The organism is Chitinophaga pinensis DSM 2588 (genome assembly GCF_000024005.1).
GTDB classification, from domain to species: domain Bacteria; phylum Bacteroidota; class Bacteroidia; order Chitinophagales; family Chitinophagaceae; genus Chitinophaga; species Chitinophaga pinensis.
In genome coordinates, this window is the sequence record NC_013132.1 from 2919102 (window position 1) to 2937530 (window position 18429).

Genomic DNA, 18429 nt, shown 5'->3' on the forward strand with positions numbered 1-18429 from the left:
ACTAGAAATTTATATAGCGGTATGTCCAAGCGATTATTACTGATAGGAGGTAATTTCTCACCGGAACCAACCGGAATAGGCAAGTATAATGGTGAAATGATCAAATGGCTGGCAGCCGGAGGATATGATTGCACCGTCATTACAAGTTATCCGTATTATCCGGAGTGGAAGGTGCAGCCTCCATACGACAAGCACAAAAACTGGTATAAGAAGGAAGTAATTGAGAGTAATGGACAGGGAGGTAAGATCACTGTATACCGTTGTCCGCAATATGTGCCTGCCAAGCCTACCGGCAAGACGCGCATCATGCTGGATTTTTCCTTTGCAGTATCTGCCTTTTTCAAGGTGCTGCAATTATTGCCCCGTAAGAAGTTTGATGTGGTGATCAGTGTGGTACCGCCTTTCCATTTAGGATTACTGGCTGTATTGTACAAGAAGTTCAGAGGTGCAAAGTTCCTCTATCACATACAGGATATGCAGATAGAAGCGGCGCGTGATCTGAATATGATCAAGTCTCCAAAAGTGATCAAAGCCCTTTTCGGACTGGAGCGTTACATCTTTAAGAATGCTGATATGGTCAGCAGTATTTCTGATGGTATGATGCGCAAGATCCAGGAAAAGGCCGGCAAGGATATATTCTTTTTCCCCAACTGGGTAGATGTAAGTCTGTTCCATCCTATTGAAGACCGTATCAAACTTAAAACAGCATATGGATTTGATGTAAATGACAAGATCGTACTTTACTCAGGTGCGATAGGTGAGAAGCAGGGACTTGAATCTATTCTGAAAACAGCGGATACATTGAGAGCGGATACACAGCTGAAGTTCCTGATCTGCGGATCTGGTCCATATAAAGAGAAGCTGAAAGCAGATGCGGAGGCATTGGGATTGTCGAATGTTATTTTCTTTCCGCTGCAGCCTTTTGAGAAATTTAATGAGTTCCTGAATATGGCAGATGTGCACCTGGTAATACAGAAAGGAAATGCCAGCGACCTGGTGATGCCTTCCAAACTGACCACTATCCTGGCAGTTGGCGGACTTGCACTCATTACAGCGAACGATGGTACCAGTCTGCATGACCTGGTGAAGAAGCACAATATGGGCATACTGGTGAAGGCAGAAGACCAGCAGGCGCTGACTGACGGTATCGTCAGGGCGATGGGCGATAATGCCGCAGAACTGGCCAGGAATGGACGCTTATATGCAGAAAATCATCTGTCTGTAGGTAAGATCATGTCACGATTTGAAGAAGCCGTAGTTATTAATTAACACTACTGAACCGTACTTTATTATGTTAGACCGTTATCTCAAAATATGTAGCATCCAGATACTCGTGCTGGACTTCATATGCCTCAATGCCTTCTTTTTCTTCACGCTTTCCGGGATGCAGCAATATGGTATACCCGTAAGCGTTAATAAAGACACATTCCTGCTCGCTACGAACTTTTCCTGGATCGTGGCGCTGTATACTACCGGTCTTTATTTTATGAGTACACATATGTCTGTGGAGCGGATTACCAAGAAGCTGCTGCAGAGTATCATGTTATACCTCCTGCTGATGCTGGTGTTTGTATTCCTTACAAAAGAAGCATTCAACAGAATCTTTATTTTGTCTTACTGTACGCTGTTTGTTATTCTCGTATTATTTGACAGGATATTTTTCTATATGTTGACGAACTACATCATTCACCGCAAGGAGATTGAGCGCAGAGTAGTAATTGTCGGATATAACGACCTGTCTAAACAGCTGGTGGACAACCTGACCGGACGCAAGAGCAATCTGCGTTTTGAAGGGTATTTCGAAGACTATCACAATGTACATGAGTTATCCCTACATCCGGTGATCGGTAACCTGCGGGATTGTATTCCGTATGCACAGTCAAACGGGATCAAGGAGATTTATTCAACATTATCACCAGAGCAGTTCCCGTATCTGTATACACTGGCGCATGAAGCAGAGCGGCATTTTATCCGTTTTCGTTTTGTGCCTGACTTCAGGATGTTTGTGAACAGGCAGATTTATGTGGATTACCTGGATAATATTCCTATCATCTCTCTGAGAGCAGAACCACTGGATGATATTGCCAATCGCTTGAGGAAACGTATTTTTGATCTCGTGTTCAGTGGCGCAGTGATGTTATTTATCCTGAGCTGGCTCATTCCGCTGCTGGCCCTGTTAGTAAAACTTGAATCGAGAGGACCTGTATTCTTTATACAGCATCGTACCGGTCGTAACAACCAGACATTCCGTTGTTTGAAATTCAGGAGTATGTATGTGAACAATGAAGCAAACTCCAAGCAGGCAACGAGAAACGACCGTCGTTTTACGAGAGTGGGTCGTATACTGCGTAAGACGAACCTGGATGAAATGCCTCAGTTCCTGAATGTATTTCTGGGTGATATGTCTATCGTAGGACCACGTCCGCATATGTTGAAGCATACAGAAGAGTATTCTGCTATTATCCAGAAATACATGATCCGTCACTTCCTGAAACCTGGTATTACAGGATGGGCACAGGTGAATGGTTATCGTGGAGAGGTGACAGATGAATTACATCTGCGCAAACGTATCGAACATGATATCTGGTATATGGAAAACTGGTCTGTATGGCTGGACATTCGTATCATATTCTTAACCGTATTCAACACTGTAAAAGGAGATAAGAACGCATTTTAACATTTCCTATAGCATATTTTACTCGTATTAGTAGGAATGTTAATGGAAAAGAAAGCGCGTTAAGTGTTATTTTTACACTCCGGTAGTAGTCAGGATACGCCGGAGTCAACCAGGGATGCCTGTAAACAACGTTACATGAAAAGTTCCGTTTTAGCACAAAATTTCCTTGATGACAATCGGCTTGTAGAAGACATCTTTCATGAATTGAAGTCTATTGTAGCAAGTATTCTGTCAAGTGTAGAGCTGATCGTATTATATGACGGAAAGGCTATGGGGAACAAGATCACCCGTCAGGCTGAGTCAATAAAATCGCAGGTAATAGAGCTGGATTTTCAGCTACAGAATATAAGGATCATACAGCACATGCTTGACAAGACATTTCAGGTAAAGCGCAAAATGACCAACCTGTTATTCTTTCTGGGGCAGCTGGTACGTGAAGAACCATATAACAACCTGTTGTCACCCGCTGTCGAATTACAGCAAAGCAAAGTACCGGTGGAAGCCAACATAGATGAGTCGGTACTGCGACAACTGATCCTGAACCTTTTTTTTTGGATGAACCGGCATTCAACCACCCATCAGATACCTCGGATGGCGTTTAATTTTGAACCGGGCATCTTTAAGATCAAAGGATCATTTTATGCCAACTATATCTTTTCCTCTCCTTTCAAATCTTCGGAGAAAGGGGATAGTGAAATAATACACCAGCCGATATGTAAGATGATGTCCTTTCTTGCCTCTTTGCACGACGGCACGTTTGAGATTGTGACTGAGCCGGAGAAGAACGTGGAGGTGCTGGTGACCATCCCCTGCAAAGCCTAGTGCGGCGCAGGCTGAAACAAGTCTCTTAGAAACAATAAGATAAGGTTAAAACAAAAGGGGATATTTCCATATCCCCTATTCTTTTTTATACCAGTATGTTAATTATCTTATTTCTTCAGTTGCAGTACCGCATTGGACCAGTCTCTCACCTGTTCAAGCAAGGTCGGATTTTCCGCCAGTTTCTGACCATAAGAAGGAATCATTTCTGTCAGTTTATCTTTCCACTCTTTTGTAGCCAGGTATTTAGGGAAGCAACGTTGCAGCAGTTCCAGCATGATGGACACGGCTGTAGAAGCTCCCGGAGAAGCGCCTAACAGCGCAGCGATAGAGCCGTCTGCCGCACTCACTACTTCTGTACCGAATTCCAGGATACCGCCGTGTTCAGGGTCTTTCTTGATCACCTGTACACGTTGCCCGGCTACTTCCAGTTCCCAGTCTTCTAATTTAGCTTCAGGGAGGAACGCCTGTAAGGCTTCCAGTCTTTCTTCCGGTGACTGACGTACCTGATCAATCAGGTATTTGGTCAGCGGCAGGTTGTCCATACCGGCAGCCAGCATCGGACGGATGTTATTGAACTTGATGGATCTTGGCAGATCGAGCCATGAACCATTCTTCAGGAATTTGGTGGAGAAGCCTGCATAAGGGCCGAATAAGAGGGCTTTCTTGCCATCAATCATACGGGTATCCAGGTGTGGTACGGACATCGGAGGCGCGCCTACAGATGCTTTACCATATACTTTTGCAGCGTGTTTTTCTACGACTTCCTGATTGGTACAAACCAGCCATTGACCGCTTACAGGGAAACCGCCAAAGCCTTTACCTTCAGGAATGTCTGATTTCTCCAGCAGCGGGAGGGAACCGCCACCTGCGCCGATGAAGACGAAGCGCGTGTGCAGTTTCCTTTTCTTGCCTGTTTCCAGGTTCTTCACTTTCAGGTACCATCTGCCGTCCTTCTCCTGTTCCAGATCACGCACTTCGTGTTTAAGACTCAGCGTTACGCCGTTTTGTTGTTGCAGGTAGGCAATGAGCGCGCGGGTCAATGCACCGAAGTTGATGTCAGTACCAGCGTCCATGCGGGTAGCAGCTACCTTGTCAGCAGGATCGCGTCCTTCCATCACCAGCGGGATCCATTGTTTCAGTACTTCCTTGTCTTCGGTGTACTGCATCCCCTTGAATAAATTATTGCTTTCCAGCGATTGCTGGCGTTTCTTCAGGTATTCTACGTTCTTTTCGCCCCATACAAAGCTCATGTGAGGAATGCTCTGTATAAATGTCTCCGGGGACTTAATGCAACCATTCTGTACGAGGAAAGACCAGAATTCCTTCGATACTTCGAAAGATTCGGCAATCTTGATTGCCTTACCGATCTCAATATCACCATTGGATTTTTCCGGGGTATAGTTGAGTTCGCAGAAGGCGGAATGGCCTGTCCCTGCGTTATTCCATGCATCCGAACTTTCTCCTGCTATGATATCCAATCTTTCGAATATCTCAATGGTCAGTTCTGGTTGTAATTCTTTCAACAGTACGCCTAGCGTTGCACTCATTATACCTGCACCGATAAGGACGATGTCAGGCGCCGATTTAGGAGACATATTATCTTATTTTCACGATTTGCACCGCAAAAATAGTACTAAATATATTAGTTGTATATGCTTTTAATAGTTGCATGAACACTTTTTACTATAATATGGCATAAATTTTTACCGTAAACACCTGCTGTAGTGCATATGCGAAAAATGTAAATGTATTGTTAATCCTGTGTGCCGGCCAGCCATCCCAGTGAAGTTGCAGGGACAGTGGTAAAACTTTCCCGTGGTGCGTCACAAAGTGAGCAGTGATAAGTAGCTGGAAGGACTGGAAACGCCGTCCCTGGCGCAATTCCCTGATCGGGGTCGCCGATAGTTTCGTCATAAACTGTCAGACAGCGTGTACATTGATGCACCGCTTTCTCTGTATGAGCTATGGCCGTAACTGTCTGCTGACCAGCTACATAACTGAGCAGCGGATCCGTCGGTGCGCTGTTGTCATAGAATTCCCTGCATAAGGACGTGATATAGGGCCCAAGATGTTCTTTGGCTACTCCTGTGCGGTAAGGTAATAAGGTGCCGGAATTGGGGTTAAAATCCTGTGTATAGAGAATGTCGTAACGATGATGTCCCTTCAGCCGGCTTTTGTATTTGTCTTCCTGTTTACTGATCACAATGGAACCGAAGCAGTTATTACCCGGATTGATCCGGATACTGAAGCATAAGCCATATGTTCTGACATCGGCATTATCAAAATGCCGGATGATATGTCTTTTGATGATCAGGGCATCTTCACTGTCGTCTTCCACATGCCAGTTGAGTTCATTGGCGGCATGACGCACATTGATCCCGTATTTACCAAGAATATAATCCCATAGTCTTCTGTGCTCTGGTGCAATGTTTTTGATGATAAGCGACTTCCAGGAAGTGGCGTATAGTTGTCCTGTCTTTGTTTCCAGGCAGATATTGCACAGGTTGCGGAGGAATGCTACCGGGAATTCCTCGTCACGCCGGTAGATACCTAACCAGTAATGATTCTCATGCCGGTTAAATCCTTCATAATAAGGCAGATGGAAGGCTGGTAGTTCCAGTTCGGTCGTTACTGGTTTGCTGTTGTATTCCAGTTGTCCCTTTACCGCCGTATATAAGGCTTCATTGCTGATGTCGGGTGTAGCTGCCAGTACTGATTCAATACACTGGCTGAGCTGCGCGATGTTATTGGTGTAGATCAGATCAGGCCAGGCGAACAGGCGGCTGCTTTTCGGGAAACGGATAAACAGGTGCCAGTAATGTGCAGCACCTGCGGCAATCCAGTTGATATGCCCTGAAAAGAAAGGGGTGAAGGTCTGTTTGTTGTCGCAGATGTTGATTTTCAATGTTGGCGTATAGTCAAACAGTGAGAATACATCCTTATAAATCCCTTCTGTAAGCCAGCCTTCATTAATGAAGATACCGGCGCCGGGATAGGAACTGGTAATATTAGGCGCAGTACCATAGCTATGCCAGCTGACCTGTTCACGCGCACAATCTGCCTCAAACTGTTCAACATATTTACCCTGTACTTCCATCAGCAATTGCTGCCGCAGGCCGAAACGTACCTGTGTCACCCGAGATGCTTCCGCTATATCAAGGATGGTCAGCAGCTGACCAGGAGAAATAATTCCCCCGGTGAAATTAATGCTGACGGTCTGTGTATATCTGCTCATGTTTAAGACAATTAGGAATTAGGAATTAAGAATTGAGCCGCTTAAAGAAGGCTTAATTCTTAATTCCTAATTGTTAATTTCAATAAGTGCGGCTAGTGCGGCTCTTTCTTTCTTCTTGAGGGGCATTTCCTTCTCCAGGATCGCCTTGATCTCCGGCCGGCAGCTACCGCAACCCATACCGGCGCCGGATGCTTTACAGACGTCTTCCAGTGTATGACTACCTTCTCTGATCTTCTCACAGATATTACCTTCTCCCACACTACCGCAGCTGCAAACAAGCTTACCGAGCACCGGCGCGGCTTTCTTGCCTGAGCGTAATAGTTCCAGTCGTTTCTCAGAGAGCTCTATTTTGTTGGCGATCAGATCCCTGAACTCCAGGAACTCTGATTTGTCACCAATCAGGATAGCGCCTACCAGTCTGTCATTGTGGATGACGCACTTCTTATAATAACGTTTGGATTTATCAATGAACACGACTTCTTCGTAAGCCGGGTCCGCAGGTGTTTCTATCATTCCCAGTGAACAAAGGTCTGTGCCATGCATCTTGAGGATGTTCATAAACAGGGAACCCTGGTAATAACCGGTAAGATCTCCCGCCATATGACGGGCCACTACTGCAGCCTGTTGTTCTGCTGCTGCTGTGATGCCAAAGAGCGTACCATTGAATTCAGCGATTTCTCCGATGGCATAGATAGCCGGATCGCTGGTCATGAGGTATTCATTGACGATCACACCACGCTTGCACAATAAAGAAGATGCCTTGGCCAGTTCTATGTTCGGAACGGTACCGATAGACATGACTACTGCCTGACAAGTTACCTGCCGGCCGCTTTTCAGCCGGATACCATCCAGTTTATTCAGACCAGTAAAGCGTTCTATTTCATCATTGTATAAGATTTCTATGCCGCGATCCGTCAGTTCTTCATACAACAGCTGGCTGCCCAGGGCATCCAGCTGTCGGTCCATCAGTTTAGAGGTACGCTGTAATACAGCGACTTCTATATCCATTTCTCTTAGTGAAGCAGCTAATTCAATACCCAGCAGTCCGCCGCCTACAATCATTACTTTTCCTGCTGACGGGTCTATGTGCTGCACAAAGGCATCTGCATCCCTGCGGTTACGCATGGTGAAAATGCCTGGCAGCGCGGGTGTGTCTTTCAGTGTGGCCGCACGGCTACCCATGCCCAGAATGAGTACATCATATTCGTGTACGCGGCCTTTACTGTCGGTCACTGTTTTTTGTTCCCTGTCTATCTTTTCAATACTGACGCCCCGGTGTAATATGATGTCCAGCATAGATTCTTCATCGTCTGTCATCTTCACCAGCTGCTGCCATTGCTGGGTGCCGCTGATATAGTCAGGTAGCATCACCCTGTTATAGAAGGGCTGATCTTCTTTGCTGAATACGGTAATGGTATCAGTCGTATTCAGTTCTCTGTATGATTTTACAAAGCCACAGGCGCCTGCGCCTGCGCCAATGATGATAATACGTTGCTGGGGTTTGCGGTAGAGTTGTACCTGTACCGCCGTATATTTCAGATCCGGTTGTTTGGATATCTTATCCACCAGCCTGTGGGTAAGGTTGTTTGCCCTGTTAAGGTCATTGTCCAGTATCTTGCCCCAGTGCATCGGGAGGAATACCACTCCTTTTTTAATGGAAGTGCTCAGTTGTGCTTTCACACGTACTGTGCCGTTTTCACTGAATATCTCTACGATATCTGCTTCTTTAATATGGCGCTCTCTGGCATCTTCCGGATGTATTTCCAGCAGGGGAGCAGGAATATGCTGTTTCAGCTTGCTCACCTTACCTGTTTTGCTCATAGTGTGCCATTGATCCCTTATACGTCCTGTAGTAAGGATAAGCGGAAACTGTGGATGTGGTGGTGCTGACCGGTTATCATCCGGGAAAGAATGTATGATCGCTTTGGTGGATGATGTATAGAAATGATGATCCGTAAAGAGTCTGGGTGTACCCGGACCGGTCGTGCCGGCAGGATAAGGCCATTGCAGGGAGCGTTTATCTTTCAGCACTTTATAATCTACTCCGCTGACATCGATATTGGTGCCGGCTGTCAGGCGGCTGTGCTCCGCATAAATGTCAGCAGGACCTGTATAATCAAAACCTTTAAAGCCCATTTTTTGTGCGAAGCGGCAGATGATCTCAGCATCCGGTAAGGCTTCTCCCGGCGCTTCGTTGACACGCTGCAGATAAGTGACCCTTCTTTCTGCATTAGTCATGGTCCCTTCTTTTTCGGTCCATGCGGCAGCAGGTAATACGACATCTGCATAGCGGACTGTTTCCGGTTTATTCGAGATCTCCTGTACAACGACGAACTTCGCCTTTTGCAGGGCAGCTTCGGCCATACGGGCGTCCGGCAGACTTACCAGCGGATTGGTACACATGATCCAGATGGCTTTGAGTCTTCCGTCATTCAGTGCCTCAAACATTTCGGTAGCGGTAAGACCCGGTTTGTCGGAGATTTTCGTACCTCCCCAGAAATCTTCTACTTCCTTGCGGTGTGCAGGGTTATCCAGTACACGGTGTGCCGGCAGCATGTTGGATAATCCGCCTACTTCTCTACCGCCCATGGCATTGGGTTGTCCGGTAAGAGAGAAGGGGCCACAGCCGGGTTTACCGATTTTACCGGTGATCAGATTGAGGTTGATCAGGCTCAGGTTCTTATTAACGCCTACAGCGCTCTGGTTCAGTCCCATGGTCCACATGGTCATGAAACTGCGTACATTGCCCAGCAGCGCTGCGGCTTCATAGATCAGGTCTTCTGTAATACCGCAAATGGCAGCTGCGCTGCTGATGCTGCGCTCCATGACGGTGTCCCGGTATTTAGAGAAACCTTCTGTATGTTGTTGAATGAAATCGTGATCGATATGACCTGCTTCTATCAACAGGCGGCCGATAGCATGATGTAATACGATATCGGTACCCGGCATGAGTTGCAGGTGTATATCAGCGATGGCGCAACTTTGTGTAACGCGGGGATCGCTGACGATGATCTTCATGTGCGGATTCTTTTCTTTCGCAGCTTCGATCCTGCGCCATAAGATCGGATGACACCAGGCAGGATTAGCGCCTGCTACGAAGATGCAATCCGTCTGTTCGATATCATCATAGCAACCAGGTACGCTGTCTTCGCCGAGCGATAATTTATAGGCGGCTACTGCACTGCTCATACAGAGCCTGGAGTTTGTATCGATATTATTACTGCCAATGAATCCCTTGATCAGTTTATTGACAACATAATATTCTTCTGTGAGGCATTGTCCGGATGCATAGAAAGCAACTGAATCAGGACCATATTGTTCAATCATCTGTTTAAATACGGCAGCAGTGCGTTCGAGCGCCTGGTCCCAGGAAACGCGCTGTCTCGGCATTTGCCGGTGATAACGCATTTCCGGGTAATAAAGCCTGTCTGATGTGTCCATCACGGTGTAATGAAGATTCATGCCTTTGGAACAAAGCATACCTTTGTTAACCGGATGATCTTTATCTCCTTCTACTGTGATTTTTCCCTGCCTGTCCCTGTTGACAACGATACCGCAACCTACGCCGCAATAACAGCAGGTGCTACGGTAGCTGCCCGCAGGAAGTTTATTATGTTGATGATTGCCTGTCATGGTTAATCTGCAAATGCTACCTGCCCTGTAGTGCTGGTGCTGGCTTCAGTAACTGGTTTTTTAATGAATCGGGTAAGCAGTACAATTACAGATACTGCGATCACGATATAACCGATGTAGGTGAATGCTTCTACATAGGTAATGGATTCCGATTTGAAGAGGAAGCCGAACAGCATACCACCGAGGTTGCCCCCTGCTCCTACGATACCACTTACCAATCCGACGTTCTTTTCGTTGATAAAAGGAACGATGCCATATGTAGCGCCATTGGCCATTTTCAGGAACAAGGCGAAGCTGAGCATGGAGATGATAGCCAGTGCAAGGGTACCTGCCTGTGCAAACAGCAAGAGGCCGATTCCTTCCAGTAAGAGCACACAAGCCAGCAGTACGCCTTTACCGCGCATACCTGATTTTGCGCCTATTTTATCAGATACGATACCTCCGAGCGCTCTCGCGAAGATGTTCATGAAGCCGAATATGCCTGCCCAGAAACCTGCGCTGCTTTGTGAAAGATGGAAGGTATCCACAAAGTGTAAAGAGGCTACGTTATCAAAAGTGATCTCCATACCGAAGCACATGCCATATGCCAGTGTCAGCGCCCATATACGCCAGTCAGCGAGTATGCTCCAGTCGGTTTTTGATTTTGTTTTATCGCTGTTACGTCCGATTTCATCAAAGTTGCCCGCAGGTGTATCCTTGGTGAACTTGTAATACATCCATGCCACGATCAGCATCATCACCCCAGGAACGATCATTGCGAAGCGCCATGCTTCCTGTTTGGTATATCCGAAACCTACGATTGCTGTAAATATCAATGGCATCACCATGTTGGTTACACCGCCACCCAGGTTACCCCATCCACCGGTTACTGCATTGGCAGTGCCTTTGATATTAGGGGCAAACATCATGGAAGTATGGAACTGTGTAATTACGAAAGATGCACCGATAACGCCGATGGCAAGACGAAACAGCAGGAATGTGGTGTAATCTTTTGAAAGTCCTACCAGGAATACCGGGAGCGAACCTGCTATCAATAACCTGATAGCTGTTTTGCGGGGTCCCCAGGTATCACAGAGTTTACCGATAATGAGTCGTGCGATGATTGTACTGGATACTGAAGCAATAATGATATTCCCTACCTGTGCTTTGCTCAGACCAAGGTCTTCCCTGATCGTAGGCATAAGTGGCGCGAGGCCGAACCATCCGAAGAAGCAGACGAAGAACATCAGCCAGGTGGTGTGAAAGGTGCGCATGTGCACCGAGTTCAGTGTGAAGAGAGGCAGTTTATTTAAAGGTTGTGTGTTCATGCAATAAATAATTAGGAATTAGGAATTACGAATTAGGAATTGAGCATTAATGTCAGGAATGAAGAATTAGAAAGTTTCTTTTGAATGGATTAGTTGTTAATGTGCCGGAAAGATAAAGTCTGAAGGAAAACTTTAAGCTTTTTGAAGGCTCACCAATTCCTAATTCCTAATTCGTAATTCCTAATTTCTGAACGACCATTTCCGGTCTGATAATCACCATCACATATGCCCAGTTACTATTACTGGCCGCATTACCAACATTCTTTACACCTGGCGAAGTGAGTGAAATAGTATTCCAGAAATGGCTGTATCCTGCTTCGAATGAGATGACTTTGGTCAGCGCATAATTGGCTACCAGGTCTGCCTCTGTACCGAATTTCCTGCTGAGGTTATCCGGTATATCGCTGGCACTGTAGAATTGGTGCAGGTCAGCGCTCAGCTGAAATTTTGAATTGGGTTTGTATTTCGTTTTCAGGTAATAGTCCTGCAGACCTCTGTTACCGAAAGCGCTGGCTACATAGAAGTAGTCCATATATCCCCAGAACTTATGCGGCGTACCATACAGCGGATCAAATGCATGACTGGTACCGTCAGTGCCAATACCGCCGGTGGTATAATCAGCGCCTAAACCTGCGCTGAATGTACTGCACAGCTGGTATTGGAAAGCGGCTGACAGCAGCCCTGCACTCAAGTCTTGTGCATTGGCATTTTTTCCGAACTGGTAGTACCCTGCGGCGGTCAGGGTGAGCTTATCAAGAGTGTTGTTATAGTAAAGTCCGGTAGTCATACGGGTGTGTACGCCTTTGTCCCAGATCTTGACGCCTGTGCTGTCAGGATGGAATTTTGAGAACTGATCCGCGAGAAAGAGCAGGGACAGACTTCCTTTTCCTAATTTCTTTCCTGCGTACAGGTACTCCAGGCTTTTGTACATCGCAGCGCCATTGGTATTGGCGGTATAATTGCCCGGTGGTGTCGGATTGTACACGGTACCGGCCGTGTTTTCCCTGTTCTGATTGAAAGCCGCGCCCAGATGCAATGTATACGGGCCGGTTTCATATTTCAGTACAGCTGCATCGTGTCTTCTGCCTTGCTGTAACCATTCCAGGTTACCCAGCAGACGACTGTCGTCATAGACAATTTCCTGCCGGCCTATCTTCAGGTTGAGGCTTTTGTTTTTCACGACGGTGTCCAGCAGCATAATTTCCGCCCAGGCTTCGTGTAGTATCAGGGCGTTATTGTCTTGTGTGGTCGTCCTGTTAATGGTCGATGCGTCCTGTCCCCATACCCGGACGTCCTGAATAGTGGCGCCCAGTTTAAAACGGTAACCGCTGAATCCTGCTGAGAGGCGGGTACGTTGCGAGGTGAAGAATGCCGGGGAGGCGTCTTTTGGCAGCGGAGCTGCCTGTCCGTCCCGGAATTCCGAACGCGTTCGGAGTTGGGCCCCTACGGTGAACTGTGCCCACGCGGAGGGAGTGAAAAAGAGCATGCATAGCAGGCAGCAAACGCCTGCCGAGAATAGTCGTTTCATGCATTCTGGTTGATAATGTGAGCAATAAGAGTATTCCCGCTCTCTCTGCTGTTATTATGCTTCCTGCATGATCCCGATGTAGACACTGTCACCCTCTACTTTTACAGGGTAAGTGGTCAGGGAACATTCTGTATCGTCCGACAGGCAACGCCCGTCTTCCAGTGAAAATGTTTTTTTATGGAAAGGGCAGGCCACTTTAGGCTCGCCGTTATGCGTACCGGTCATGCCACGGCTGAGGGCCATCTGCTGACGATGCGGACAAAGGTTCTGTGTAGCGTACCAGGCATCGCGGCGTGCGAACCGGAACAGGGCAATCTGTACTTCATCATATTTTACACACACGCCTCCGTTATTGGGAACGTCGTTTACATTACAGGCATAGAACCATGCTATTGTTGTGCTTGTGCTAATGGCGACTGACATAAGTTATCGTGTTGATTGATATAATTATTTCCATTCGGCAGCTTTCTTCTGCTCTCTCAGGTTGTCAAATTTTACGGTCGGATCTTTCGTGCCCGGCGCATTGACGAAATGTGAGAAACGCTTACGCAGTTCCGGACTTTCTACCACTTCTCTCCACTCGCATTTGTATCTGTCTACAAGTCCCTGCATTTCTGCTTCCAGTTCGGCAGCAATACCCAGACTATCATTTACCACTACATTGCGGAGATAACTGATACCACCATCCAGTTTATTCAGCCAGGTAGCCGTACGGGTCAGCGGATCAGCCGTTTTGATGTAGAACATCAGGAAGCGGTCGATATAACGGATACAGGTTGCGCTATCCAGGTCTGAAGCCAGCAGTATGGCATGTTGTGGTTTGGAACCGCCGTTGCCGCATACATACAGGTTCCAGCCTTTTTCTGTGGCAATGATGCCGAAGTCTTTGGACTGGGCTTCTGCACATTCCCGGATACAACCGGATACGGCGGATTTAAGTTTATGAGGAGCGCGTAAGCCACGGTAACGTTCTTCGATCTGTATCGCAAAAGTTACACTGTCATGCAACCCAAAACGGCACCAGGTAGAACCGACACAGCTTTTTACCGTACGCAGGGCTTTACCATAAGCGTGGCCGCTTTCAAAGCCGGCATCGATCAGTTCTTCCCAGATGTTAGGCAGATCGTCGAGATGTGCGCCGAAGAGGTCAATACGTTGTCCGCCGGTTATTTTGGTGTACAGATTATATTTCAGGGCTACCTGTGCAATCACCAGCAGTTTGGCCGGGGTGATTTCCCCTCCGGGAATGCGTGGCACGACAGAGTAGGTACCGCCTTTCTGGATATTCGCCAGGAAACGGTCATTGGAATCCTGTACGGTATCATTGCCTTTATCGAGGATCATGTCATTCCAGAGACTGGCCATGATAGAAGCCACTACCGGTTTGCATACTTCACAGCCGTCACCTGCACCATAATGATCGAGTGCTTCATCAAATGCACGGATATTTTTGATACGGATCAGGTCATACAGTTCCTGACGGGAGTAAGCAAAGTGTTCACAGATGACGTTACGGATATATTTACCCTGTGCTTTCATGGTACCTGTGATCAGGTCTTTTACCATCGGTGTACAACCACCACAGCAGGTAGCAGCTTTGGTACATTTCTTAATAGCGTCCAGTGTTTCGTTGCCCGCTTCCACGGCAGTACAGATATCGCCTTTGGTAATGCTTTCGCAGCTACAGATGATAGCGTCATCGGGGAGTCCCAGTACGCCTGCACCTGTTTCCTGACTGCCACCACGTGCGCCCAGCAGTACATCCTCCGGATTGGGCGGCAGGATGACTTTATTTTTAGCGGTCTGCAACAGCATATTATAGGCATCTGCATCACCGATCAGGATACCGCCGAGGAGGTGTTTTCCGTCATTGGTAATACTGATACGTTTGTATACGCCTTTCATTGTATCTTCAAACACGATACTCCGGCAGGTATCAGCAGGAGCGAAGGGATCGCCGAAGCTGGCAACGTCCACACCGATCAGTTTCAGTTTGGTGCTCATGTCAAAGCCAGTGAAGGTCTTTTCAGGAACAGGGGCTGCAGCCAGGCTATTATATATATGTGTAGCCACTACTTCTGCCATTTCGTAACCGGGAGCAACCAACCCGTAGATCATGCCATTGTAGAGAGCACATTCTCCGATCGCATATATCTCAGGATCAGTGGTCTGCATGTATTCATTGACAAGAATACCGCCCCGGTGACCTGTTTCCAGTCCGCTGAGTTTTGCCAGTTCATCTCTTGGTTTGATACCAGCAGAAATCACCAGCATGTCAGCAGCGAGGTGGGTTTCATCGGCAAATTGTAAACCGGTGATGGTATCTCCACCCAGTACTTCGCTGGTGTTTTTATTGGTGTGAATAACTAAGCCTAATTGGTTTAACTGCTGTTCCAGAATGCGGGAGCCGCTTTCATCGATCTGGCGTGGCATCAGTCTGGGAGCAAATTCGATGACGTGCGTATCTGTAATGCCCAGGTCCAGCATAGCTTTAGCCGCTTCAAGACCCAGCAGACCGCCACCTATCACGACGCCTCTTTTAGCGCGGGGCGCATAGTCCCGCATGAGTTCCAGGTCTTCTATGGTACGGTAGATGAATACGCCTTTTTTGTCCACGCCAGGGATTGGAGGTACAAAAGCGGAGGAGCCGGTGGCTATAATGAGATAGTCATAGGCTTCCGTGATACCTTTATAGGAATGAACGGTTTTGTTGGAGCGGTCAATTTGCTGAACAGGATCGCCCAGGTGGAGGGTAATATCGTTGGCAGCATACCAGTCAGCCGGCGCCATTAAAAGATCGTCTGCTGTTTTGCCGGCAAAAAATTCGCTTAAATGGACACGGTCGTATGCGGGACGGGGTTCCTCGCCAAAAACTACGATCTCAGCTGTACCTGCAGGGATTCTGGAGATTATTTTCTCACAAAATTTGTAGCTGACCATGCCATTGCCTATAATTACAATTTTCATTGGCAAAGAATTGAGTTGATAAAATGAAAAACGGCTAAGTATTATGAAAAATATAATATGATAAATATTTTCCGAAACCAGTGATAAAAAATGCCGTTTTTTATGATCTGCATCATGAAATTATGAATAAAGGTTCTAATTTTATAGTGGTTAGTATGATTTTACTCATATAAATTTATTTGTAATATATCTCATATGGCATATTTATCCTTAGTAGGTGCTGGACCCGGAGATCCTGAACTCATTACGCTGAAAGCGATCAATGTAATCCGTCAGGCGGATGTCATCTTATATGATGCGCTCGTTAATGAGACCTTATTATCCTATGCAAAGCCAGGTGCTGTCGTTCGCTTTGTCGGAAAGCGGTATGGATGCCATTCGTTGTCACAGCAGGAGATCAATCACCTGATAGTAGAGTACGCACAGTCTCACGGTCACGTAGTAAGACTGAAAGGAGGCGATTCCTTTGTATTCGGCAGGGCCACCGAAGAAATAGCGGCTGCCAGAGGGGCCGGTATACCCGTACAGGTAGTGCCTGGTATCTCCAGTGCACTGGCTGCGCCGGCAGGACAGATGATCCCGCTGACTTCCAGGGGGATGACGGAAAGCTTCTGGGTAACAACGGGTACCACGCTGACGGGGGAGATCTCTGCAGATATTCAGCTCGCAGCCCAGTCTACTGCTACTGTCATTATATTAATGGCTATGAGCAAGCTGGAAGCAATAATGGATATATTTGCAGGATACGGCAAAAGCAGTATGCCGGTAGCGATCATTCAGAACAGTACAACTGATAAAGAAAAGTTCGTTACGGGAACCGTTAAAGACATAGTATTCAAAGCGCAACATGCCGGCATGTCCAATCCGGCGGTAATAGTGGTTGGAAAAGTGGTGGACCTGAGGGATATGGCTGGCACGGTGCAGCAATTAATTGACAGGAATGAAGAAAGATAAACATGGTTGCGATCTGCAATCCTGTATGTTGTGTACATTATGTATACCCGCCTGGAAACCGGCTTTAGCAGCACATCGGCAACATCTTACATTTAAAAAAGGTGAATTGCTTTTTCGGGAAGGAGAACCAGTGAATGGAATTTATTTCGTGAATGCAGGTAAAGTAAAAGTGCATAAGCACTGGGGCGAAGGCAAAGAGCTGATCGTCCGTTTTGCAAAAGATGGAGATATCGTAGGGCATAGGGGAGTAGGCAGCGAAATGGTCTATCCTGTGTCAGCGACCGCTCTCGAAGCAGTGAACATTTGTTTTATTGACATGACCTTTTTCCAGGCAACACTGAAAGTCAACCATGATTTCCTGCAGGCCTTAATGATGTTCTATGCCACCGAATTGCAGGAGTCAGAAAAGAATATGCGCAACCTCGTGCATATGCCGGTGAAAGGGCGCATTGCACATGCGCTGCTGAATTTACAGCGGAAGTTCGGCGTCAACGAAGAAGGCTATATCAATATGACGCTGAGCCGGCAGGACATTGCTTCCTATACCGGTACAACATATGAAACGGCTTTCCGTATCATGAGCGACCTGATACAGGAGCACATCATCATCATCTCCGGTAAAAGCATCGCTGTGAAAGATCCTGCGCGGCTTGCCCGGCTTGAGCTGGAAGCTGGTTAAAGCAGTTTATATTCCGACGCCAGTTTTACCACGGAAGTGGTGTTATTCACACCAAATTTCTCCATCAGGTTCTTACGGTGACTTTCCACTGTATGTGTACTGATGAACAGTTGATCTGCGATCTGCATGGTCGTCAGTCCTTTACCGATCAGCTGTAATATTTCTTTTTCCCTGCGGGTAATGCGGGGGATCGCTTTTAACAGTTCCATGTCTGCATTTTTCAGCGCCTCCTTAGTGCTGCTGCAGAGATATTCTTCTCCATCCATGATCGCATAGATGGCGTGGATGATCTCATTGCCCAATGCATTCTTCAATACATATCCGCTGGCCCCGTTCTGTAACATGCTGTGGATAACGGGTTGTTCGTCATGTATACTCAGCGCTATGATCTTGATATCTTCATATTTTTTCTTCACTTCACCACAGAGGTTTACACCACTGATATCCGGCAGATTCACATCCATCAGTATGACGTCAGGCTGTCCTTTTTCAAGCGCCTGTAATGCACTTTTACCATCTCCGTAAGCACCGCTCACTTCTATACCTGCATCGCTACGCAGGATATTCTTCAGTCCTTCCACCATAATCGGGTGGTCTTCCACCACTACTACTTTGATCATAATTTTC

Annotated in this window: 13 protein-coding genes; 5 read left to right on the top strand and 8 right to left on the bottom strand. The window is 46.9% G+C overall.

Annotated elements, in window-relative coordinates:
* The first annotated feature begins 21 nt into the window (after window positions 1–21).
* The 3 genes from CPIN_RS11880 (at window position 22) to CPIN_RS11890 (ending at window position 3499) form a co-directional block, all read left to right on the top strand.
* On the top strand, window positions 22–1269 hold the full coding sequence (locus CPIN_RS11880) for a WcaI family glycosyltransferase (protein ID WP_012790042.1): 1248 nt from the start codon (window positions 22–24) through the stop codon (window positions 1267–1269).
* 22 nt (window positions 1270–1291) lie between these two features.
* Window positions 1292–2677, top strand: a complete 1386-nt coding sequence (locus CPIN_RS11885) for an undecaprenyl-phosphate glucose phosphotransferase (protein WP_012790043.1) — start codon at window positions 1292–1294, stop codon at window positions 2675–2677.
* A gap of 135 nt (window positions 2678–2812) precedes the next feature.
* On the top strand, window positions 2813–3499 hold the full coding sequence (locus CPIN_RS11890; protein ID WP_012790044.1) for a histidine kinase: 687 nt from the start codon (window positions 2813–2815) through the stop codon (window positions 3497–3499).
* Between the two features lie 107 nt (window positions 3500–3606).
* On the opposite strand, the gene CPIN_RS11895 is transcribed toward CPIN_RS11890, so the two are convergent.
* The 7 genes from CPIN_RS11895 to nirB all read right to left on the bottom strand — a co-directional run bounded on the left by CPIN_RS11895 (window position 3607) and on the right by nirB (window position 16169).
* Window positions 3607–5094: a malate:quinone oxidoreductase gene (locus CPIN_RS11895; protein ID WP_012790045.1), complete on the bottom strand. Its 1488-nt coding sequence runs from the start codon at window positions 5092–5094 to the stop codon at window positions 3607–3609.
* 158 nt (window positions 5095–5252) lie between these two features.
* A complete protein-coding gene (locus CPIN_RS11900) occupies window positions 5253–6734 on the bottom strand; it encodes a rubredoxin (protein WP_012790046.1) in 1482 nt (493 codons plus the stop codon).
* Window positions 6735–6800: 66 nt separating this feature from the next.
* Entirely contained in the window at window positions 6801–10367 is a 3567-nt protein-coding gene (locus CPIN_RS11905) for a nitrate reductase (protein ID WP_012790047.1), read from the bottom strand.
* Window positions 10368–10369: 2 nt separating this feature from the next.
* A complete protein-coding gene (locus CPIN_RS11910; RefSeq protein ID WP_012790048.1) occupies window positions 10370–11674 on the bottom strand; it encodes an MFS transporter in 1305 nt (434 codons plus the stop codon).
* Window positions 11675–11840: 166 nt separating this feature from the next.
* The gene (locus CPIN_RS11915) at window positions 11841–13202 is read right to left on the bottom strand and encodes an alginate export family protein (RefSeq protein ID WP_148230550.1); all 1362 of its coding nucleotides are present in this window, start codon (window positions 13200–13202) and stop codon (window positions 11841–11843) included.
* A gap of 54 nt (window positions 13203–13256) precedes the next feature.
* Window positions 13257–13625 carry a nitrite reductase small subunit NirD gene (nirD, locus tag CPIN_RS11920; RefSeq protein WP_012790050.1) on the bottom strand — a complete coding sequence of 123 codons (369 nt, stop codon included), beginning with the start codon at window positions 13623–13625 and terminating at the stop codon, window positions 13257–13259.
* Window positions 13626–13649: 24 nt separating this feature from the next.
* Window positions 13650–16169, bottom strand: a complete 2520-nt coding sequence (nirB, locus tag CPIN_RS11925) for a nitrite reductase large subunit NirB (protein ID WP_044218453.1) — start codon at window positions 16167–16169, stop codon at window positions 13650–13652.
* A 195-nt stretch (window positions 16170–16364) separates the two neighbouring features.
* On the opposite strand from nirB, the gene cobA reads away from it, so the two are divergent.
* Both cobA and CPIN_RS11935 read left to right on the top strand, forming a co-directional pair.
* A complete protein-coding gene (cobA, locus tag CPIN_RS11930) occupies window positions 16365–17123 on the top strand; it encodes a uroporphyrinogen-III C-methyltransferase (protein ID WP_012790052.1) in 759 nt (252 codons plus the stop codon).
* Window positions 17110–17802 (top strand): Crp/Fnr family transcriptional regulator, encoded by a 693-nt coding sequence (locus CPIN_RS11935; RefSeq protein ID WP_012790053.1) that lies wholly within the window; start codon window positions 17110–17112, stop codon window positions 17800–17802. The genes cobA and CPIN_RS11935 overlap by 14 nt, the downstream gene beginning before the upstream one ends.
* On the opposite strand, the gene CPIN_RS11940 is transcribed toward CPIN_RS11935, so the two are convergent.
* The gene (locus CPIN_RS11940; protein ID WP_012790054.1) at window positions 17799–18422 is read right to left on the bottom strand and encodes a response regulator transcription factor; all 624 of its coding nucleotides are present in this window, start codon (window positions 18420–18422) and stop codon (window positions 17799–17801) included. The two genes, CPIN_RS11935 and CPIN_RS11940, sit on opposite strands and share 4 nt — an antisense overlap.
* Window positions 18423–18429 lie beyond the last annotated feature (7 nt).